The sequence below is a fragment of the Clostridium sp. BIOML-A1 genome (assembly GCF_009874105.1).
In the GTDB taxonomy this organism is placed as follows: Bacteria; Bacillota; Clostridia; order Lachnospirales; family Lachnospiraceae; genus Coprococcus.
In genome coordinates, this window is sequence record NZ_WWTL01000006.1 from 155,334 (window position 1) to 177,522 (window position 22,189).

Consider the following 22,189-nt stretch of genomic DNA (forward strand, 5'->3'; position numbering starts at 1 on the left):
GTGTTGTGGAATATTAAGGAGGAAAAAAATGTCAAATAATTATGATGCTGAACAGATACAGGTTCTGGAAGGACTTGAGGCTGTCAGAAAAAGACCGGGAATGTACATAGGAAGTACGTCTACAAGAGGATTGCATCATCTTGTTTATGAGATTGTCGATAATTCCGTAGATGAAGCTCTGGCTGGTTATTGTAATCACATAGAAGTTTTTATTAACCCTGATAATTCCATAACGGTTGTTGATAATGGACGTGGTATCCCTGTAGGTATTCAGGAGAAGACCGGAAAGTCTGCATTGGAAGTAGTATTTACCGTTCTTCATGCCGGTGGTAAGTTCGGCGGTGGAGGATATAAAGTATCCGGTGGTCTTCATGGTGTAGGTGCTTCTGTTGTAAATGCTCTTTCCGAATGGTTAGAGGTTGAAGTTACAAGAGATGGTCATGTATATAAGCAGACCTATAAGCGCGGTAATGTTGACAGTACATTACAGATCATTGCGAATGCACCGGAAGATAAATCCGGAACAAAGGTAACATTTCTTCCGGATAAGACGATCTTTGATGACTGGATCTATGATTATGATACTTTAAGAACACGACTTCGTGAGACTGCATTTCTCACAAAAGGTTTAAAAATAACATTGACAGATCTTCGTGTAGATCCGCCAAAGGAACGTCATTTCCATTATGAGGGCGGTATCAAAGAGTTTGTTGAATATATGAACAGACACAGAGAAGCACTCTATGATAAGGTAATCTACTGTGAAGGACTTAAGGACGGTGTGTATGTAGAAGTAGCAATGCAGCATAACGATTCTTACAATGAAATGATACACAGTTATGTAAACAATATTAATACACCGGAGGGTGGTACACATTTAACAGGTTTCAAATCAGCTATTACTAAAATATTCAATGATTATGCCAGAAAGAATAATTTGTTAAAAGAAAAAGAGGATAATCTGTCCGGTGAAGATCTGCGAGAAGGTATGTCTGCGATAGTATCTGTAAAGATCGGTGAACCTCAGTTTGAAGGTCAGACAAAGCAGAAGCTTGGTAATTCAGAAGTAAGACCTGTTGTGGAAAATATCGTAAGTGAACAGCTTACCTACTTCTTAGAGCAAAATCCGAATATAGCAAAAATAATTATAAATAAATCTGTGATGGCACAACGTGCAAGAATTGCAGCAAGAAGAGCCAGAGATGTAGCAAGAAAGGCAAATCTTGCAGATAATATGGCACTTCCCGGAAAACTTGCAGATTGTTCCGATAAAGATCCGAAGAATTGTGAGATATATATCGTAGAGGGAGATTCCGCCGGTGGTTCTGCAAAGAAAGCTAGATCCCGTGCAACACAGGCGATACTTCCACTTCGTGGTAAAATATTAAATGTAGAAAAAGCAAGAATTGACAGAATCCTTGAGAATGCCGAGATTAAAGCAATGATCACAGCATTCGGTACAGGTATTCATGAAAATTTTGATATTGATAAGCTCAGATATAATAAGATCATCATTATGACGGATGCCGATGTAGATGGTGCTCATATCGCAACCCTGCTTCTGACATTCTTCTATCGGTTTATGCCGGATCTGATACGAAAAGGACATGTATATCTGGCACAGCCACCACTTTATAAACTGGAAAAGAACAAGAAAATCTGGTATGCCTACAGTGATGATGAACTGAACAGTATTCTGAATGAAGTTGGAAGAGATCAGTCAAACAAGATCCAGAGATATAAAGGTCTTGGAGAAATGGATGCAGAACAGTTATGGGAGACAACCATGGATCCGGAAAAGAGAATTTTATTAAAAGTTGCGATTGATGATGATGATGAATCAGAGATTGATATGACCTTTAATGTACTGATGGGAGATAAAGTAGAACCTAGAAGACAGTTCATAGAGACAAATGCCAAGTTCGTTAAGAATCTTGACATTTAAACGAAAGGGAGAAGAACATGGATGATGATAAGATTTTTGACAAAATAAGTGAAGTCGGACTCAAAAAAACCATGGAGCGGTCTTATATAGATTATGCCATGAGTGTTATTGCAGCACGAGCACTTCCTGATGTAAGAGATGGCTTGAAGCCTGTTCAGAGAAGAATTCTTCACTCAATGATAGAATTGAACAACGGTCCGGATAAGCCACATCGTAAATGTGCCCGTATCGTCGGTGATACCATGGGTAAATATCATCCACATGGAGATAGTTCCATCTATGATGCTCTCGTAAAACTGGCTCAGGACTGGAATACAAGATATCCATTGGTAGATGGTCATGGTAACTTCGGTTCAGAAGATGGTGATGGCGCTGCTGCGATGCGATACACAGAGGCAAGATTATCAAAGATAAGTATGGAAATGTTAGCTGATATCAATAAGGATACAGTAGATTTTGTACCAAACTTTGATGAAACGGAAAAAGAGCCTACGGTACTTCCATCACGTTTTCCTAATCTATTAGTAAATGGAACAACGGGTATCGCAGTTGGTATGGCTACCAATATTCCACCACATAATTTGAAGGAAGTAATCGGTGCAACCGTAAAAATTATTGATAATCGTATAGAAGAAGACAGAGAAACCTCCATTGACGAGATCATGCAGATCATAAAAGGACCTGATTTTCCTATGGGAGCAGAGATTCTCGGACATCGTGGAATCGAAGAAGCATACAGAACCGGCCGTGGTAAGATCAAGGTTCGTGCCGTTACAGATATCGAAGCAATGCCAAATGGCAAGCATAAGATTGTAGTAACGGAGCTTCCATACATGGTAAATAAAGCTTTACTGATCCAGAAAATCGTAGAGCTGGTAAAGACCAAGCGTGTAGAAGGAATCACGGATGTAAGAGATGAATCCTCCAGAGAAGGTATCCGTGTTGTCATCGAATTAAAGAAAGATACAAATGCAAATGTACTTTTGAATCAGTTATATAAGCATACACAGCTTCAGGATACATTTGGTGTTAATATGCTGGCACTTGTAGATGGTGTTCCAAAGATCTTAAATATTAGCCAGATGCTTGGATATTATCTGAAGCATCAGGAGGATGTAGTAACCAGACGTACAAAGTATGACCTGAATAAGGCAGAGGAACGGGCACATATTTTAAAGGGATTGTTGATCGCACTCGATAATATCGATGAAGTTATCAACATTATCCGTAGTTCTAAGAGTGTACAGGATGCGAAGAATTCATTGATCGAAAGATTCGGACTGACAGAGATTCAGGCACAGGCAATCGTAGATATGAGACTTCGTGCTCTGACAGGTCTGGAACGCGAGAAGTTAGAGGCAGAATATAAAGAACTGATGGATAAGATCAGTTATTTGAAAGCAATCCTTGCAGATGAGAAAAAATTACTCGGAGTTATCAAAGATGAACTTCTTGTTATTTCTCAGAAATATGGTGATGAGAGAAGAACAGCTCTCGGCAGAGATGTTGATGAAGTAACAGACGAGGAACTGATAGAGAGAGAAAATATCGTTATAACCATGACAAAGCTTGGTTATATCAAGCGTATGCCGGAAGATATCTTTAAAGCACAGAACAGAGGTGGAAAAGGTATTCGAGGTATGCAGACGATTGATGAAGATTATATAGAGAGTATGATCGTAACAACGACACATAATTATCTGATGTTCTTTACAAATACCGGTCGTGTATATCGTCTGAAGGGATATGAGATACCGGAAGCAGGAAGAACAGCCAGAGGTGTTGCAATCGTTAATCTTCTTCAACTTCAGGCAGGCGAGAAGATTACAGCAGTTATTCCGTTAAAGAGCTACGAAGATGGTAAATATCTGTTTATGGCAACCAGAAACGGTATGGTTAAGAAAACAGATATATCAGAATATCAGAATGTCAGAAAGACAGGACTTACAGCTATTGTTCTGCGTGATAATGATGAACTGATCGAAGTGAAAGCAACAAATGGAGAAGATGATATATTCCTGATCACAAAGAAAGGTATGACAATTCGTTTCAATGAAAAGGATGTCAGACAGACAGGAAGAACTTCCATGGGTGTAAAGGGTATTCATCTTGGAAAAGATGATATTGTAATCTCCATGCAGATGAGTTCACAGGGAGAAAAGATTTTGCTTGTTACCGAAAATGGTATGGGTAAGCGGACATTGATTTCAGAATTTAACGTACAGAACCGTGGTGGTAAAGGTGTTAAATGTTATAAGATTACAGACAAGACAGGTGATCTTGTAGGAGCAAAGATAGTTACCGATGAGAATGATATTATGATCATTACAACAGAAGGAATAATTATCCGTACAAGCTGTGAAGGAATATCTACACTTGGACGTGTAACCTCCGGTGTAAAGGTTATCAATTTGAATTATGATAATAATGTCAAGGTAGCATCCATGACAGAAGTACAAAAAGAAGAATTCGACGATGAGAGTCCGGAGGGAGAAGGTCCGGAAGAAACGGAAGATACAGAAGTATCAGAAGAACAGTCATGGGAAGAAACTTCAACAGAAGAATAATATAAAAAATACCGGCTGAATAAAATCAGTCGGTATTTGTAAAGAAGGTAAAAGTTATTTAATAAAATTGGAGGTGGGATATGCCGTCTAAAATGTATTTGGGGTTATATAATGCTATCAACAGCATTGTATTTAAAACAGCAACAACGGAAGCAACGACAGAAGCACAGAATATAATTACCAAAAATGACAGGTTAAGTAAGTTTCTGGAATCTTCCAATAATACAATAGGTATTTCCAGTTATATTATGGATATTTTGTATATATTGATCGTTCTGGTCATTGCAGTGGCGTTTCTGACGCTGCTTGCACATATATACAAATATATGAAACAAAAGAGAGATCCACATTATAAAAGAAATGATGATGATTTCTTAGATAATTAAAAAAGAGGATAAAAGAGATGCGTACAATTAATACAGATGAGATTATTCAGACTGTAAAAAAGATGTGTATAGAGGCAAATCTAAAATTGTCAGAGGATATGGAAAAGGCAGTCAGAAATGCCGCAACAGAAGAAGACAGTGTACTTGGCAGACAGATTCTGACACAGTTATGTGAGAATCTTGATATCGCGGCAAAAGAACAGATACCAATCTGTCAGGATACAGGAATGGCAGTATTTTTTGTAAATGTTGGTCAGGATGTTCATATAGAAGGCATGAATCTGACAGATGCGATCAATGAAGGGGTAAGACAGGGATATACAGAAGGATATCTCCGTAAGTCCGTCGTAAGAGATCCGCTGATCCGTGAGAATACAAAGGATAATACACCGGCTATTATTCACTATGATATTGTTCCGGGTGAGAATATCGAGATCACGATTGCACCAAAGGGATTCGGAAGTGAGAATATGAGCCGTGTGTTCATGTTAAAGCCCGCCGATGGAGAAGAAGGAGTAAAGGCAGCTGTTCTTCAGGCAGTCAAGGATGCAGGTCCAAATGCATGTCCTCCGATGTTTGTAGGTGTAGGTCTTGGTGGGGATTTTGAAATGGCTGCAAAGCTTGCAAAAAAGGCACTTACCAGAAAAGCCGGAGAACATTCACCATATGAGCATATCGCAAGAATCGAGAGTGAGATTTTGGATGCCGTTAATCATACGGGAATCGGACCGGGTGGTCTGGGCGGTAAGACAACAGCACTTGCAGTTAATATCGAGACTTATGCGACACATATCGCAGGTATGCCGCTTGCAGTAAATATGTGCTGTCATGTAAACAGACATGTAACAAGGATTCTGTAATGGATCTCAAAGACTGTCATTAAGGTCAATACATGGCAGATATGAATTACAGAATTTATTTTATAGAAGAATAAAAAGAGAGAGATGAGAAAAATGGATAAGCATATTACAGCACCATTTGATAAAAAACAGGTAGAAGAACTTCATGCAGGAGATTATGTATATATATCAGGTGTGATTTATAGTGCCAGAGATGCTGCACATAAGAGAATGTATGATACATTGATCGAGAATGAAAATGATGAATCAAAGCTTCCAATTAAGTTGGAAGGAAATGTAATCTATTACCTGGGACCAACACCTGCAAGAGAAGGACAGGTCATTGGATCGGCAGGACCAACAACCAGCAGTCGTATGGACAAATACACACCACTCATTCTTTCAAAAGGTTTGAATGGAATGATCGGAAAAGGAAAGAGAAGTCAGGCAGTTATTGATGCCATCGTAGAAAACAAGGCAGTATATTTTGCTGCGGTAGGCGGTGCAGGTGCACTCCTTTCCAAATGTATCAAGAAATCAGAAGTCGTTGCATATGATGATCTGGGAACAGAAGCCATCCGTAAGATGACAGTTGAAAATCTTCCTGTTATTGTTGTAATTGACAGCAAAGGAAATAATCTGTACGAAACAGCGGTTGCAGATTATCTGAAACAGCAGGAATAATAATATAGAATAAAGCTGTTTTCGTTCTATTATATCAAAATTGATATATTAAAGAATTATAATAGGGATATTCACAGCTATACATAATTATGTGCATCAGGTTACAATAGCATTGTGATGTTCAAAGCCATTTAAATAGTAAATGTTTAAGAGAGATGCGCTGGGATGTTCCTGGCGCATTTTTTCGATTAAAGAGGAGAGTGATGGATATGGGTAAGAACAAAAAGAAAAAAGAAAGTTATTATGATGCAGACCAATCCGGCAGAAAATTTGGTAAATGGAATTTTATCATGTTGGCAGCAATCATCATAATAGAAGCAGTATTATATTATGTATTAACGCCGACAATCAATCTTCACAGTGTTGAATTCTGGATATGGATGATTGTAACAGTTGTTGCACTTTTTATTTGTACACTGAATTTAAAGGCAGAACAGATGGATGATATGCCTGTATCACCAAAACTGACGAAGATATTTGGTATTGTGATCGGAATCATGATCCTGGCAGCACTTGTTGGATGGATCGGATCATCCAAATTATTTGCAGCTTCCAAATATGCGGGTCTGATCCGGATTGAAGATGGAAATTTTGAGAAAGATATCGTTGAAAGCAAAGAGATCAATGACATAGCTCTGATGGATACAGATACAGCGGTTATCATAGGTGAACGTGCGATCGGTTCTTTATCTGATGTGGTCAGCCAGTACGAAGTAAGCAGTGACTACAGTACGATCGATTATAATGGAAGTCCGATGAAGGTAGCAGCTCTGGAATATGCCGGATTCATCAAATATATGAATAATAAAAAGAGCGGTATACCGGGATATGTACTCGTCGATCCGGTAAAGAATGAAGCAAAATATGTAAAGCTTGAAAAACCAATGATCTATTCACCTTCTGCATATTTCAATCAGAATCTTTATCGTCATGTGCAGATGGCATATCCGACGGCTATGTTTGAAGGCTTTTATCTGGAATTGGATGATAACGGAAATCCATATTATATCTGTCCGTTACTTACATCAAATGCAGGTTTGTTCGGTGCAAAGGATGTAAAGGGCGTAGTAATCTGTGATCCATGTACCGGTGATACTGAATATTATGAAGTCGGTGATGTACCAAAATGGGTAGACCGTGTCTATGACGGAGATCTGGCATGTAAAAAATATGACTGGTACGGAAAATTATCCGGTGGTTACTGGAACAGCGTATTTGGCAACAAGGGATGTAAAACGACAACAGATGACTATGGTTATAAGGTAATGAACGGAGATGTGTGGGTATACACAGGTGTAACTTCCGTAAATGGAGATGAATCTAATATCGGTTTTGTTATGATCAATCTTCGTACCGGAGAAAGCAAATATTATTCGATTGCTGGTGCAGAAGAACACTCGGCAATGGCATCCGCAGAAGGACAGGTACAGCACCTTGGATATAAAGCATCCTTCCCTTCATTGATAAATATTGGCGGTATTCCTACTTATATTATGGTATTAAAAGATAACGGTGGCCTTGTCAAAATGTATGCACTGGTTGATGTCGAGAAATACAACATCGTAGCAACCGGAAATACACAGAGAGAAACACTGGCATCTTATAATAAACTGCTGGCACAGAATGGACTAAAGACGGGTAAAGATCTGTCCGATGATCTTCCGAACAAGCAGATCACTGTCAAAGATATCAAATACATTAATCTGGAAGACAGTACCTATGTCTATATTACAGATGAAAATGGAAATGTCTATAAACAGGATTTTGCAGAAAATGAAAGTCTGATCTTCATTCAGCAGGGCGATTCAATCAAGGTATTCTATCAGGAAGGAGAGGATGCAATCAATCAGTTGATCTCGTACGAAAAATAAATCGTTTAGTAAAAAATACTGTATAAAATAAATTATTTTAAATATATACACTTATATAAAGTATATGCAAGATGTATTTAAAATCTGTGTAAATGTGTACAAACTGCATAAATAAAATTGGCAGTATTCACTAATCACACCAAATTGACACGAGATCAAATATATTGTAAATTATTATAGGCTGATTCTTGGGCTGAATCAGTTGATGCAAAAGGTTTTAAACAAGAAAAAAGGAGAGTTCTATGGAAAAGAAGAGAGTATTCAGTAAATCACTAATTTTACTGGCAATTACAAGTATTATGCTGTTTGCGATGAGCATTACATCTATGGCAGCAACTGAGACAAATATGAATATTCAGCAGACAGGTTCAAGCAGTAGCAGGGTAGATATTACATGGCAAACATACCTTGGTCAGAATATTCATTATCATGTGGAAATGAGTTATGATGGTGTAAACTGGGCAATGCAGGATTATGCATATAATTCTAATGAAACAATTTATGGCTTGACAGAAGGCTCATCTTATTATGTAAGAATATCAGTATATAATAAAGATTTTCATTCAACAAATAGTAGCAAAGATGGCAATCTTGTAGCTGTATCACAGAAGCAGTTAGTCAGTACAAATCCTTCAGAGGTACAGAACCTGAGACAGACAGGAGCAACAAAGAATTCTATATCTATGGAATGGGATCCAGTAGCAGGTGCATCATATTATCGGATACTCATATGGGAAAACTATGAGTATAAGACAATCGCAACTTCAAATACAAATTCTGCTACAATTAGTGGATTAGATCCTTCCAGTGAGATCAGGTATTATGTGGCAGCTGTAAAAAATGTAAATGGATATGAGGCTGTAGGCGATGAATCAGAATCTTCTTATATGAAGACAGTTCCAAAGAAAGTAACCAGAGTAGCAATAACAGACTTATACGATAATATTAAGGTATGTTATTATGGTTGGACATCTTGCGAGAAAGCAGATGGATATCAGTATGAAATTACTAGCTTAAATGGAAAGAAAAAATATTATAAAGCTACAACAACCTCTACAAGTGCTCGTTTAACAACATATCCTGTAGGTGCATTTACAAAGGCAAGAGTAAGAGCATATGTTGAAATTAATGGAAAGAAAACATATGGTCCATGGTCAAATTATGATTATAATGCTTGCAGTAAGGACGTTACAGCAAGAAGAAGTAAAAATGGTAAGAAAATTACGTTGAAGTGGAAAAAGGTAAGTGGGGTATCAGAATATCGAATTTACATTTCAACTAAAGAAAAGAAAGGTTACAAAAAGGTTGCAACTGTAAGTTCCAAGAAATCAAGCTATACAATTACAAAGTATAATAAGAAGAAACTGAAGAAGGGTCAGAAGTATTATGTACAGTTAAGATATGTTGGTAAGAATGGAAAGAAGAAGGTTGTAAGTAACATATATAGTTATGTACGTCTTTAATAAACAAAATTGGTAAGAAGTCATATAAGGCAGATGCAACTTGGTAAACATATACATATATGAGCAAGTATTATTAAAAATATTACTTTAACAATCATAAAAGTATCTGGTAAAATTTAAAACACCGGAGGAATCATAGTTTTTTGCGATATGGTTTCTCCGGTGTATTTATTTTTCAGGCGAGACATGGTTTTGTGCATAATTAACAAAAATAAAACACCAAATTGACAAAATAAATAAAAACGAGTACTCTGAAATTACAGGGTACATTTTATATAGGTATTTTGTGCATCAAAAAAATAGAGGAGAGTATTTTATGGGACAAAGAGTAGTAAAAAGATCATTTCTATTGGTTGCAGTCATGTCAATCATGTTATTTGCAATGAGTATTACGGCATTTGCAGATGGCGGAGTGACAGGACTTAAGCAGACAGGAGTATCTGCATCAGAAGTAGCAATCTCTTATAACGAGGTAACGAATGCATCCGGATATTTAGTATACTATGCAGGCAGTGATGGTGTATGGCAGCGACCATATGGTCGGACAGAGGTCTCACAGCTAGACAGCAGATCAAACAGTGTAACAATATCAGGTTTGAAAGCAGCAACTGTTTATACAGTAAAAGTTGTTCCCGTATTTATTGTAAATGGTACATATGCAACAGATGAGAATCAGGCAGGTACATTGCAGGTATTTACATCTCCGAATGTAGTTACAGGTCTGAAACAGACAAAGGCAACAGCAAAGACTGCAACATTATCATGGAAAAAGGTAAGTGGTGCGAATAAGTATTATATCGTAAACAGTTCGAGAACAAAGATCATTGCAAAGACAACAAAGACTTCTGTTACTATCAAAAAATTAAAGACAGGCTCTGCAAATATATATTATGTGTATGCAGTAAAGAAATTTAATAAAAAGAATGCGATATCACAGGGAAAAGGGCTATATGTCTTTACAACACCCGGAAAACCAACAAAACTGGGGGATTATAAGTTAGGAAATTACATCTGGAAACCAACAGAAAGTAATCAGATAACGATTGGATGGAACAGAAGCAAGAAAGATAAGTATTATTCATCAGGATATCGTTTGGAGATTTATTCTTTAGAGGGCAAGAAGATAAAGGTGTATGATATCAAGAATGGTCATACATTATATAAAAAATTCACCGGTATGAAATCCATCAGAAACAAAGGCTTCAAATGCAGAGTTACCGGTTATGTCAAGTTGAATAAAAAGAAATTCTATGGAACAAAGTCAGACTGGAAGGTAATCATTCCACAGCCCGGTTTCAAGATGACAAGAACCGGATACCACACAGTAAAACTTAACTGGAACTCTATCAAGAATGCAACAGGTTATACTGTATATGCCTGTAAGGATATGAAGGCAGAGAAGCCGGCGTTCTATAAGGTAAAAGAGGTAGGGGCAGGTACAACTTCCTGTGAAGTAAGCAATCTTACAAGACAGAGATATGTTGGATTTTATGTTATTCCAACTGTAAAAGTAAAAGGAAAGACATATAAGCCGGCTCCAACGTGGACGATATATGGATATTTGAATTAATATGCGTTAATCATTGAATTAAGAACTATAAAAGTCATGGGAATATGTAATTTGTACAGATAACATTTCTTGTGCAGTAAAGGACTTCTATGGGGTAAAATGTATATTTGTAAAGAATGCATTTGAACCTGTAGAAGTTTTTTATATAAAAAAGATATTGACTATAAATATAAAATTTGATATTTTTGTAATATAATTTTAACAAAAAGGAAATGATTTAAATGAAAACAAAGAAAATATCAATTATAAGGATGATTATAATGACTGTTATTGCGGTCTGTTTTTTTTGTAATCTGACTATGGTTGCACATGCTGAAAATGATGTAACAGAGATCAAGCAGACGGCTGCCGGCGAGAATACAGTTATGGTAAGCTGGAAAAAGGCAGAAGGTGCGTATGGTTATAATGTATACATATCGACAGATGGTGTTACTTTTGTAAGGACAACAAAGGGAAGCGAATGCGATGTCTATAATGATACAAAGAAAAAAATCAGTAATCTTACAGCAGGAAGTACATATTATGTATCAATAGAGGCAGTATATAAGGACAGTGAGGGAAATATCACATCGGGAACGATGTCTGATAAAGTGGAAGTCGTAACAGCTCCAAGTGCATCTAAGATATTCACATCATCTATAAAAGAGACAAAGACATCCCCGAATGCAATCTCTTTTAAATGGGGAAGTGTTCGAGGTGCAAACAGATATATCTTATATGTTAACGATAAAAAGATAGCAACGGTAAAGAAGACCAGTGCAAAGGTAAAAGTAAAGGTAGGTTCTGTGAATACAGTTCGTATCACACCGGTTCGACAATCAACATCCGGATTCCTCGCAAAGGGTGGTCATGCGGAAGCGTACGACCTCTATGCTGCGCCGGGAAAACCATGCAAAGTAGCATCTTTTAAGAGAAATAATTATACATGGTATCCGACTGTCAGCAATAAAGTTATGGTCGGATGGAATAAATCTGCCCGTGACAAATATGAACCGTCAGGATATCAGGTTCAAATTTATTCTTTAAAGAATAAAAAACTGAAAACATTTAATACTAAGAAGACAAAAGTAAGATTTGATATCCCTGCGGTGAAGGGAAAGGGATTTAAGGTTCGTGTAAGAAGCTATGTTAAGATCAACAATAAAAAATGCTACGGAAGATGGTCAGACTACAAGGTAGTGATTCCTCAGGCAAAGATCAGTATCCAGAGAACAGACGAGACAACGGTTACCGTAAGGTGGAATAAGGTTACAAATGCAAAGCGTTATTATATTTATGCTTGTAATGACATTAAAGCGGCAAAGCCATTATGGAAAAAAGTAGCTGTTGTTGGTCCAAATACCGGAAAATATGAATATAATAATTGTATCGTAGGAAGATCTACTGCGATTTATGTTATTCCGGAGGTAAAGGTTGGTAAGTCATTATATAAAGCTGCATATGTGTGGTATTTATATATGGATATTAAATAAAAAGTTCTTGACAAACCCAATATCCTTTGATATCATGTACTAGCGTCAAAATTTAATATCCCTGGTGGGAACATTTCATTTAGGCATTTTGCAGAAGTACTCAAGTGGCTGAAGAGGCGCCCCTGCTAAGGGTGTAGGCCGTTTGCGCGGCGCGAGGGTTCAAATCCCTCCTTCTGCGTATTCTATCTGAATTATTAAGTCATCAGTTGAAAGCAGATCGTGAACGGAAGCAGATATTAGAATTTTGACAGTGGTATTCCTCGATAGCTCAATGGTAGAGCACTCGGCTGTTAACCGAGGGGTTGTAGGTTCGAGCCCTACTCGGGGAGCTTAGCGAAAGCTAATTGAATAAATGGCGCGATAGCCAAGTGGTAAGGCCCCGGTCTGCAACACCGTCATCGCCGGTTCAAATCCGGCTCGCGCCTCTTTTAAAGAGATTGGAATGGTCCAGTCTCTTTTTTAGTTTGCACAAAGTTCTCCTGGTTTACTTTTATAGGGTGGTTTGATATAATATTTTCGGGAGTTTGTTCATTTTTTTATTTGGTGACTCTTATAGGAGGGTTTATGACGCAAAGAAACAAGGAACAACGAATTAATTACAAATTAGATGAAACCATACAGGTAGATCAAAATGAGATAAAAATATATAATGTGCCTTTTGCGGGAAATTCTAATACATGCAGAGAAGTGTTTGTGAAAGGTGATCGTGTTCTGGAATTCAATATTTCAGGAGATCTGACACTGGATCAGCTTGCACAGAAGCCGGTATTCAGGGATGAACTGGTTGAATATCTGTATAGTATCAGCAGACAGCTGGTTTCCATGGTACATAATGGATTGAAGTTAGAAAAAGTTGTATTCGATCTGAAGTATATGTATGTGAGATTGAGTGATTTCAGTATACAATTAATCTATCTTCCGTTTGAAAAGGTAGAACCAATGGAAGGACCGGATGCATTTATCCGTTGTCTGTTAAACAAGATGACGTATGCACACACATCTGCGCTTGAGTGTGCCAATCAGATCATTGATTATCTGAATAGTCAGAAGGAATTCAATGTAATACAATTTAATTTGTTTGTAAAGGAATTACGTTTAAAGAGTCAATTGCTTCTGATAGGTGAGCATGTGTCTTCAGAGAATAAAGAGAAAGCAGCGAATTCAGCGAAGACAGAATCAGCGATTCTGATAGCGGAGGAAGCTGCAAGAAATGCAGATATTGCGAGAATGCAGGCAGAGAGCGAGGCCAAGAGACTGACAGCTTATGCAAAACAGCAGGCAAAGGTTGCAAAAACAGCAGAAGAGATGCGTATGTTGGCAGAAGCTGCAAGAATACAGGCAGAAATCAATCGGCAGAAAGCAGAAAAAGAATACCGGGATCAATCGCAGACAGCAGTTTTGTATGCCTGTCAGGTGCAGGAGCAGCTAGATGATGCTGTAAGAAAAGAATATGAAGAGGCGAAGCTGCGTGCTGAGACAGCAGCTAGGAAAGCGGAGGAAGAATTCAGAAAAGCATCAGCGGAATCTGAACGATTGGCAGAGGAAGTAAGAGCTGCCAGGGAAGAAGAAATGCGTGCAGAAGAAGCAAGGATGCGTGCAGAATATGAAGCAAGAAGAAATTATAAAGAAGCTGAAAAACAGGAGAAGGAAGCCCGACGGAGAAACGAAGAGATTGGAAGACTGTCAGCGACTAGACAGACGAACAGGATTGATCCGGAGGAAGATGAGACAGTTGTTCTTACGAATGTAACAGAGAAAATCGGAAAAATACCGGTACTGATTCGGAAAAAAACCGGTGAACAGATTTATATTAATAAGCAGGCATTTTGTATAGGAAAAGCAGACCAGGGTGTCGATTTTAAGATCATGGATAATAAATCCGTAAGCAGGCGGCATGCTTATATTACAAATATAAATGGTATTTATTATCTTCGAGATAATAATTCCACGAATCATACATATTTGAATGGTGATATGGTCTATAGCAATGTGGAGATCGTTATTCCGGATAACAGTAGTATCCGGCTTTCAAATGAAGAATTTTTATTTAAAATGAATTAGGAGGAGCGGAATATGTTTTGTGACAATTGTGGGTGTGAGATTGCGCCAGAGGTGAAAATCTGTCCTGTCTGTGGAAAGAAAGTAGAGGATATGAATCCGGCAGGTATTACGGATGCCGGTACGATCGAAGATGTTTCTACAACAGCAGACGATAAAGCCGAGACAGCAGATGTGATGAAACAGGCATCAGATATAGAAAAGAATCTATCCGATGCTGCAGATAAAGAAAGTGCAGATGTCATTGATACAGATGATATGGAAGAAGAAGGGACTACTGTTTTAAAAGCAGTTGATCTGGAAAAAGAGACCTCTGTTGATGAAGATGAAGAAGGAACAACGGTTCTGAATTCCGATATGTTAAAGGGACCGGCACCAAATGGAATTCCATCATTCCAGAACAGACCAATGGGAGTGAACAATCAGCCAATGCAGGGACGTCCAATGATGGGACCAAACGGTCAGCCGATGCAGGGACGTCCGGTGATGGGACCAAACGGTCAGCCAATGCAGGGACGTCCGGTGATGGGACCAAACGGTCAGCCGGTGCAGGGACGCCCAATGATGGGACCGAATGGTCAGCCGATGCCGGGACCGAATGGTCAGCCGGTGCCAATGAATGGTGAGGATAAGAAAAAGAACAAGAAGAAGGAAAAGGCTCCAAAGCAGCCAAAGCCACAGAAAGCACCTAAGCCACCGAAAGAGCAGAATGCTTCAAAGGAAAAGAAGGGCAAGGGCGGCAAGATCGCTCTGATCGTTATTCTTATCGTGATCGTTCTTGCAGGCGGTGGAGCTGCAGCAATATTTGTTCCTAAGTTCATGAATTATAATAAAGCTGAGGATGCTTTAAAGAATGGTAAAGTAGATGAGGCAATTGACCTTTATAATAAAGCAAAGCCGATCAAAGATTCTAAGACCAAGGTAAATGGTGGAGCATATTTTGAATACGCAGAGAATCTGTTTGCAGCCGGAAACTTTGTTGAAGCTGCAGATAATTACAGAAAGGCAGCAGGTCTTAACTATGAGGGGGCTGCTCAGAAGGAGAAAGAGAGCTACTTTAGTCAGGCCGAAAAGCTGTATGGTGAGGCAAATTACACAGAAGCAGCAGATTATTATGAGAAAGCAGGAGATGTAAATGGTGCAGCCGATAAGGTAAAAGAATGTTCTTATATGAATGGTTGTGCATTGGAAGGTGAGAAGAAGTACGATGAGGCCATTCAGGCATTTACCGCAGCCGGTGACTATCAGGATGCAGCCGAAAAAATTAAGGAATGTTATTATAATGATGCGGTTGACAAGATGGCAGCAGGCGATTATATTAATGCAAAAGATTTATTTGTAAAGTCAGAATATAATGATTATGCAGATAAAGCAAATGAGTGTCTGTGCTTACTGGCAGAACAGTATGTATCACAGCAGGATTATTCAAAAGCGATCGAGACATATGGTCAGGTCGATTCTTCCTATAAGGACTGTACAGCAGATATAGACGCTGTGCGGATCAAATGGGCAAAGCTTTTGAGTGATGGAAAAGATTATAAGGCAGCAGTAGAGATGTATAGTCAGGTTACGACCAAGGATATGACTAAAAAGATCAACAAAGCAAAGTCTAAATACATCAAGGATCATTTTGACAGTAACGATGAGACTACTATGAATTACATCTGTGATCTTCGTCAGGCAGGTTATGACTCAGCAGATGATGATTATACAGCACTGACAGGCTGGTTTATTGAGTCATTTGTAAATGATGACAAGGAAGATTATAAGAGTAAGAATGATTCAGCTTCATCTGATAAAACGATCTATATCCATACGATGTTTTTAACAGAGAATGATGTAACAATGAACCTGAAAGGTTACGTTGTATATTCAGATGGAACAAAGAGCAATGAAGTTACATTTGGTGAAGTGAAAGACAGATATACAACGTGGATGAGCATTGATTCCTCACAGGCGATCAAGGGAGCAGCTACGTTATACATATATGAGATTGATACAAACCGATTGATAGAGAAGTATGTATTTACTATAGAATAAAGATCGGAAAATAGTACAGATAAAAAGCGGCTGTATTCTGAATTAAGAGTTGCAGACGCTTTTTATGCCGAAGTATGTAGAAAGGAACAGTGGACACATGGAGTCAGTCAGCAAGAGAACAATGTCCAATCAGAATACGGGGAATACAGTACAGCAGATGGAAAGTGAATTTACTCCCGGAGTAGAGATCAAGATCATTGTAGCGGTTATTTTCCTTATGGCGTTCGGTCTGGTCATGATCTTCAGCGCGTCCAGTTATACATCATCTATAAGCAGTGCTACGAATTATGATTCGGCATTTTATTTTAAGAAACAGTTGAAAATGATTATTTTGGGAATGGTGGCTGCCGGAGTGGTAAGCGTGATTCCGTATAAGGCATTTAAGAAGGTCGGACCTTTGATGTATGGTTTATCGATCGTTTTGATCTTTGCTTTAAAAACGCCACTTGGTATAACATCCGGCGGTGCGACCAGATGGTTGAATCTTGGAATAATCCAGTTACAGGTTGCCGATGCTACAAAGGTATGTATGATTATCTTTATGGCATATTATGTCAGCAAATACTGGAAAGAAATGCATAAGTTTCTTAGGATATTTAAGCTGTGGCTGTTTATTGCATTTCAGGCAGGACTGATTCTTGCCATTTCTTCAAACCTGAGTAGCTGTCTGATCTTATTATTGATGGTATTTGTTCTGACCTTTATCGTAGGTAAGAATCCATCCCTGCATATCGGAGTCGGAGTGTTTGGTATTGTCGCTGTGATTATATTGATCATATGGTTGAAGGCAACGATGCCGCTTGAAAGTGAGATGGATAAGTATCCGTATCAGATCCAGCGTTTCTTCGGATGGATCGACCCGGAGCGTTATGCCGGCTCACTTGGTTATCAGCCATTGCAGTCCTTATATGCCATCGGAAGCGGCGGCTTACTTGGAAAGGGGCTTGGAAATGGTACACAGAAGCTGAGTAATATTCCGGAAGCACAGAATGATATGATCTTTGCGATCATCTGTGAGGAGTTGGGATTGGTTGGAGCAATCATTATGTTCCTGATGTTCGGCTATCTGTTGTATCAGATGTTTATTGTTGTAAGAGAATCGAAGAATCTATATGGAAGCGTAGTTGTAATAGGAGTTATGCTTCATATTATCTTTCAGATTATAGTTAATGTATGTGTTGCTGTGAACTTTTTCCCGAATACGGGTGTATCCCTTCCGTTTATCAGTTCGGGTGGTTCGGCGATCCTATGTACCATGATCGAGATCGGTCTGGTGCTTGGCATACGAAGACAGCAATGTAATAGAAAATATTCCAGAATAAATTAATTGAGGAGAGATTATGAGAAAAATAGGAAAAGGCTTAATTCTGACTGCATTATTTGCAGTCTGTACAGTAGGAATGGTCGGGGTAAATCTGAATGCTGCAACTTTGCAGAATAAGGATCAGAAGAGTTATGATATCGAGATCATGACAGATGGACAGATCCCGGGCGCAGACAGTTCGACGACAGAAGCGCCAACAACAGAAGAACCGACAACGGAAGCTCCAAAGAATGGCTGGGTAAAAGAGCCTGATGGTAGAAAATACTATGTAAACGGTGTTGCAAAGACGGGAAGTCATGTAGCGATCAAGGACAGTAATGGCAAGAAATATTATTATTCTTTCGATAAGAAGGGTAATCTTGTGTATGGTCTTGTGAAGGTAAATGGTAAGCTGTACTATCATTCTTCAAGTGACAAGAAGCATCCGGGTGCAGCTGTTACTGGATGGCAGCAGATAAAAGGTAAGAAGTATTATTTCAGCAAGAAGACCTGTGCAGCTTATACAGGATATAAGAAGATAGGAAATTCCAGATATTTCTTTGACAGCAAGGGAAGGATGCTGACAAAGAAATGGAAGACGGTTGAGAAAAGAAAGTATTACTTTGGCAAGGATGGCAAGGCTGAAACAGGACTTGTGAAGATCAGTGGAAAGAAATATTATTTCAGTAAAAAAGGTGTCCTGCAGAAAAGCAAATTTGTAAAATATAAGGGAAAGAAGTATTACCTTGGAAAGACAGGTAAGGCTGCAGCAGGTGAAGTAAGGAAGGTAAATAGTAGCTACTATTACTTTAATAAATCAGCAAGCATGATAAAGAGTTCCTGGATTAAGACATCGAAGGGCAAGTACTATTTTGGTAAGAGCGGAAAAGCCTATACCGGATCACATAAGATCAATAATAAGGTGTATGTATTCCGTTCAAACGGAACGTTGGTAACACAATCAGGTCTGGTGACGATATCCGGCAAGACTTATTATATGAACAGCAATGGTACAGCACAGACCGGATATAAGAAGATTGGTGATGCATATTACTATTTTGGTAAAGATGGTGTTATGTATAGAAAGAAATGGGCGTATGTCGGTGGATATAAGTTCTATTTCTGTTCTAATGGTAAGCGTGCAGTCGAAGTAGATGATGTCATCGGAGATCAGGATGCTTATGAGATCATCATTAATAAGAAAACCAATGTTGTAACTGTATATGCAAAGGATGGAAAGAATGGATATATTATTCCGGTACGTGCTTTTATATGTTCTACCGGTGTGAGCACACCACTTGGTACATTCCATACACAGAGCCGTTACAGATGGCATGAACTGATGGGACCATGCTGGGGGCAGTGGTGCAGTGGTATCTACGAAGGCTATCTGTTCCATTCGGTATACTACAACGATGTAAATAATAACAATGCACTTAGCGTAAATGCTTATAATAAGCTTGGCACAACATGTTCACATGGATGTGTAAGACTGACAGCAGGAGATGCAAAGTGGATTTATGATCACTGCAGTGTCGGAACAAAGGTAACGATCATTAATGAAAGCGGCAGAGATCCATTTCCAAAGCCAACTGCATATAAGCTTCCATCATGGCATACATGGGATCCGACAGATCCTAATATGCAGTATAAATGTAAACAGAAGGGCTGCCACTAGGGAGGACGATCGTGCACACGATTATTAAAAAACTATTTGCGATATCTTTAATATGTATATGTATGTGTGCCTGTGTGTCCTGCAAAAAGGAGGAGACACAGACGGAAGGAACAACAGAGGCGATAACGAATGGATCGGTAGAAGATTCTTCGGCGTTTATTCCGTTGGGAATGGTCATTGATGTTTCACAAAATGATATGATCAAAGATGTAACTTACGAGATAAAAGACACAGAGATCGCTGTTGTGAATTTTAAATATAATGGACTTCAGTGTCAATTTCGGGGATCGGCAGTTCATAATGAATTTGATCTGGCCGGTGTTCAGAATAATGGTGACGGAAATATGGTTGTAACTTCTGTAGGAAGTTATAATGCGACCTATTATAAGCTGGATCCCGGAAGAGTGGTATTCTGGAGCGATGAAAATATTCATTACAGTCTGTATGTATATGTTACGGCGGAAGATTCTGTGTTAGAGGAGATTTTGTCAAATCTGATATTTGAGAATCATTATACGGAGCGTGCCGATGTAAAGAAAAGTACAGAGGCAGCAGCCGAAGAGTTTGCCGGACAGGTTATAACGATCATTCAGAATAAGGATATGCAGGCCTTATCAGAGATTATGAATTATCCGCAGGAGCTTGGAAGCGGACAGTCGATCGGAAATATAGATGAGCTTATGGCGATTCCGGCAGAAGATATTTTTACAAAGGATATTCTTGAAGCCGTGAATGAAGATTCTCTGGCTAACCTGCGACAGGGCAGAGATGGCGATTCTTATCTTATTGGTTCAAATTATAAAAACATCTATTTTCGAAAAAATGCAGATGGAGATTTTAAAATTGTAAAAATAAATAATTAAGAATAGAAAGCAGCCCATTTAGCTGCCCGTAATGCATAGACTGCCCCTGCAATAATATGTGCGAGGATTTCGTTGTGAGATGCATATTGCCGGTAAATACGAGCGCCCGTTCGAGCTCAAAGAGCGAGTTGACGCAAGAATATTTAAAAATCAGGCATATGAAGCGAACAGAAACCGCAGTAAGTTATTGCAGGGGCAGTCTATGCATTACGGGCAGCTAAATGGGCTGCTTTTTATGTGAAAAAAATATGGCGAAAATCTTGTAGAATTCTGTAGGAATAATGCCTACGATATGAATTGTAGAGATGGGAAGATAAATGTAGAATTATTTTGTGTAATGGACAGGCTGGGTCTGACTGTCCGAAAATAAAGCAGGAGGGTACATATAAATGGGAAATAAATATCTGATAAAGGAAGCGGCAAAGCTGGTTGATGTGGAGCCTCATGTATTAAGGTATTGGGAAGAGGAACTTGATATGCGGATCAAGCGGAATGATATGGGACATCGATATTATGATGAGCAGGATATCCGCATTTTAAAGAAGATAAAGGAATTGAAGGATCGCGGAATTCAGCTTAAGGCAATACATGAACTGGTGCAGAAAATGTATGATATTTTGGAAAATGGTGTTCCGGCAGAGGATGCATCCAAAGAGGTAGAGGCAGATTTTACCTCGGAGTTAGTGAATACGGTAACACAGATCGGTGAAGATGTGGATGACGATCAGGCAAGGATCGTGGATTTCAAGCTGGTTCAGTTCCAGTCCATGATGTCAAAGATCGTTGGAAATTCCATAAAGGAGAATATTAAGCCAATCAGTCAGGCAGTGACAGCGGAGACAACCGAGCAGATAGCAAAGCAGATGGATGTCATTATGAGAGAACAGGACGAGCGGGCTGAGGAGCGGTACCGAAGACTGGATACCGTGATCCGGGAAATGCAGCAGACCAGACGGGAGATTGCGGCAGCAGAAACTACCGGAAAAAAGAAAAAACATTTCTTTGGCAAGAAAAATAAGTAACAATGTATGCAGATTCATCTATCATTCGTTTTCTTTATAAAAACTTCATATAAGAGGCTGCAAAAGCATGATATAATGAGCGTAAGCCGAGCAATGCAGAATAAAAAGTACATAGACCGAATGTAAGCTTGCTTACAATGAGGTCTATGTAGTTTTTATTCTATAGTGCGAAGCACGGACATCGAGTAATCAGAAAGATTACGAGATGAGCATTGCGAGAGAAAAGACATCGAGTAATCAGAAAGATTACGAGATGAGCATTGCGAAGGAAAAGACATCGAGTAATCAGAAAGATTACGAGATGAGCATTGCGAAGGAAAAGACATCGAGTAATCAGAAAGATTACGAGATGAGCATTGCGAAGGAAAAGACATCGAGTAATCAGAAAGATTACGAGATGGGTATTGAAAATTTTTTATAAAGGAAAA

Annotated in this window: 16 protein-coding genes and 3 tRNA genes; all 19 read left to right on the forward strand. The window is 38.7% G+C overall.

Annotated features, from left to right (window positions below; all coding sequences use genetic code 11):
- Window positions 1-28: 28 nt before the first annotated feature.
- The 19 genes from gyrB to GT641_RS06800 all read left to right on the forward strand — a co-directional run bounded on the left by gyrB (window position 29) and on the right by GT641_RS06800 (window position 22,182).
- Window positions 29-1,945, forward strand: a complete 1,917-nt coding sequence (gyrB, locus tag GT641_RS06710; protein ID WP_161117126.1) for a DNA topoisomerase (ATP-hydrolyzing) subunit B — start codon at window positions 29-31, stop codon at window positions 1,943-1,945.
- A 17-nt stretch (window positions 1,946-1,962) separates the two neighbouring features.
- A complete protein-coding gene (gene gyrA / locus GT641_RS06715) occupies window positions 1,963-4,512 on the forward strand; it encodes a DNA gyrase subunit A (protein WP_161117127.1) in 2,550 nt (849 codons plus the stop codon).
- A gap of 80 nt (window positions 4,513-4,592) precedes the next feature.
- Window positions 4,593-4,898 (forward strand): hypothetical protein, encoded by a 306-nt coding sequence (locus GT641_RS06720; RefSeq protein WP_008401665.1) that lies wholly within the window; start codon window positions 4,593-4,595, stop codon window positions 4,896-4,898.
- A 17-nt stretch (window positions 4,899-4,915) separates the two neighbouring features.
- Complete coding sequence (locus GT641_RS06725) at window positions 4,916-5,758, forward strand: fumarate hydratase (RefSeq protein ID WP_008401664.1); 843 nt, start codon at window positions 4,916-4,918, stop codon at window positions 5,756-5,758.
- 93 nt (window positions 5,759-5,851) lie between these two features.
- Complete coding sequence (locus tag GT641_RS06730; RefSeq protein WP_044945526.1) at window positions 5,852-6,421, forward strand: Fe-S-containing hydro-lyase; 570 nt, start codon at window positions 5,852-5,854, stop codon at window positions 6,419-6,421.
- 209 nt (window positions 6,422-6,630) lie between these two features.
- Window positions 6,631-8,292: a hypothetical protein gene (locus GT641_RS06735; RefSeq protein ID WP_044945523.1), complete on the forward strand. Its 1,662-nt coding sequence runs from the start codon at window positions 6,631-6,633 to the stop codon at window positions 8,290-8,292.
- A gap of 242 nt (window positions 8,293-8,534) precedes the next feature.
- Entirely contained in the window at window positions 8,535-9,755 is a 1,221-nt protein-coding gene (locus tag GT641_RS06740) for a fibronectin type III domain-containing protein (RefSeq protein ID WP_161117128.1), read from the forward strand.
- 316 nt (window positions 9,756-10,071) lie between these two features.
- A complete protein-coding gene (locus tag GT641_RS06745; protein WP_008399743.1) occupies window positions 10,072-11,325 on the forward strand; it encodes a fibronectin type III domain-containing protein in 1,254 nt (417 codons plus the stop codon).
- A 221-nt stretch (window positions 11,326-11,546) separates the two neighbouring features.
- A complete protein-coding gene (locus GT641_RS06750) occupies window positions 11,547-12,797 on the forward strand; it encodes a fibronectin type III domain-containing protein (protein WP_008399744.1) in 1,251 nt (416 codons plus the stop codon).
- 90 nt (window positions 12,798-12,887) lie between these two features.
- Window positions 12,888-12,975 (forward strand) — tRNA-Ser (locus GT641_RS06755).
- A gap of 79 nt (window positions 12,976-13,054) precedes the next feature.
- Window positions 13,055-13,126, forward strand: a tRNA-Asn gene (locus tag GT641_RS06760).
- Window positions 13,127-13,151: 25 nt separating this feature from the next.
- Window positions 13,152-13,222: transfer RNA gene (locus GT641_RS06765), tRNA-Cys, on the forward strand.
- Between the two features lie 139 nt (window positions 13,223-13,361).
- Complete coding sequence (locus GT641_RS06770; RefSeq protein ID WP_161117129.1) at window positions 13,362-14,858, forward strand: FHA domain-containing protein; 1,497 nt, start codon at window positions 13,362-13,364, stop codon at window positions 14,856-14,858.
- Between the two features lie 12 nt (window positions 14,859-14,870).
- Window positions 14,871-16,895, forward strand: a complete 2,025-nt coding sequence (locus GT641_RS06775) for a DUF4366 domain-containing protein (protein WP_119963565.1) — start codon at window positions 14,871-14,873, stop codon at window positions 16,893-16,895.
- Between the two features lie 64 nt (window positions 16,896-16,959).
- Window positions 16,960-18,222, forward strand: a complete 1,263-nt coding sequence (locus tag GT641_RS06780; protein WP_008399747.1) for an FtsW/RodA/SpoVE family cell cycle protein — start codon at window positions 16,960-16,962, stop codon at window positions 18,220-18,222.
- A gap of 13 nt (window positions 18,223-18,235) precedes the next feature.
- The gene (locus GT641_RS06785) at window positions 18,236-19,876 is read left to right on the forward strand and encodes a L,D-transpeptidase (protein ID WP_161117130.1); all 1,641 of its coding nucleotides are present in this window, start codon (window positions 18,236-18,238) and stop codon (window positions 19,874-19,876) included.
- Window positions 19,877-19,950: 74 nt separating this feature from the next.
- Entirely contained in the window at window positions 19,951-20,739 is a 789-nt protein-coding gene (locus GT641_RS06790; protein ID WP_147554277.1) for a hypothetical protein, read from the forward strand.
- Window positions 20,740-21,128: 389 nt separating this feature from the next.
- Window positions 21,129-21,761, forward strand: a complete 633-nt coding sequence (locus tag GT641_RS06795; RefSeq protein WP_161117131.1) for a helix-turn-helix domain-containing protein — start codon at window positions 21,129-21,131, stop codon at window positions 21,759-21,761.
- Between the two features lie 205 nt (window positions 21,762-21,966).
- Window positions 21,967-22,182 (forward strand): hypothetical protein, encoded by a 216-nt coding sequence (locus GT641_RS06800; RefSeq protein WP_161117132.1) that lies wholly within the window; start codon window positions 21,967-21,969, stop codon window positions 22,180-22,182.
- The last annotated feature ends 7 nt before the right edge of the window (window positions 22,183-22,189 follow it).

Excerpts from the sequence above, each read along its gene's own strand:
- gyrB (WP_161117126.1), top strand. The coding sequence starts at position 29 with ATGTCAAATAATTATGATGCTGAACAGATACAGGTTCTGGAAGGACTT.
- gyrA (WP_161117127.1), top strand. The coding sequence starts at position 1,963 with ATGGATGATGATAAGATTTTTGACAAAATAAGTGAAGTCGGACTCAAA.
- GT641_RS06720 (WP_008401665.1), top strand. The coding sequence starts at position 4,593 with ATGCCGTCTAAAATGTATTTGGGGTTATATAATGCTATCAACAGCATT.
- GT641_RS06725 (WP_008401664.1), top strand. The coding sequence starts at position 4,916 with ATGCGTACAATTAATACAGATGAGATTATTCAGACTGTAAAAAAGATG.
- GT641_RS06730 (WP_044945526.1), top strand. The coding sequence starts at position 5,852 with ATGGATAAGCATATTACAGCACCATTTGATAAAAAACAGGTAGAAGAA.
- GT641_RS06735 (WP_044945523.1), top strand. The coding sequence starts at position 6,631 with ATGGGTAAGAACAAAAAGAAAAAAGAAAGTTATTATGATGCAGACCAA.
- GT641_RS06740 (WP_161117128.1), top strand. The coding sequence starts at position 8,535 with ATGGAAAAGAAGAGAGTATTCAGTAAATCACTAATTTTACTGGCAATT.
- GT641_RS06745 (WP_008399743.1), top strand. The coding sequence starts at position 10,072 with ATGGGACAAAGAGTAGTAAAAAGATCATTTCTATTGGTTGCAGTCATG.
- GT641_RS06750 (WP_008399744.1), top strand. The coding sequence starts at position 11,547 with ATGAAAACAAAGAAAATATCAATTATAAGGATGATTATAATGACTGTT.
- GT641_RS06770 (WP_161117129.1), top strand. The coding sequence starts at position 13,362 with ATGACGCAAAGAAACAAGGAACAACGAATTAATTACAAATTAGATGAA.
- GT641_RS06775 (WP_119963565.1), top strand. The coding sequence starts at position 14,871 with ATGTTTTGTGACAATTGTGGGTGTGAGATTGCGCCAGAGGTGAAAATC.
- GT641_RS06780 (WP_008399747.1), top strand. The coding sequence starts at position 16,960 with ATGCCGAAGTATGTAGAAAGGAACAGTGGACACATGGAGTCAGTCAGC.
- GT641_RS06785 (WP_161117130.1), top strand. The coding sequence starts at position 18,236 with ATGAGAAAAATAGGAAAAGGCTTAATTCTGACTGCATTATTTGCAGTC.
- GT641_RS06795 (WP_161117131.1), top strand. The coding sequence starts at position 21,129 with ATGGGAAATAAATATCTGATAAAGGAAGCGGCAAAGCTGGTTGATGTG.
- GT641_RS06800 (WP_161117132.1), top strand. The coding sequence starts at position 21,967 with ATGAGCATTGCGAGAGAAAAGACATCGAGTAATCAGAAAGATTACGAG.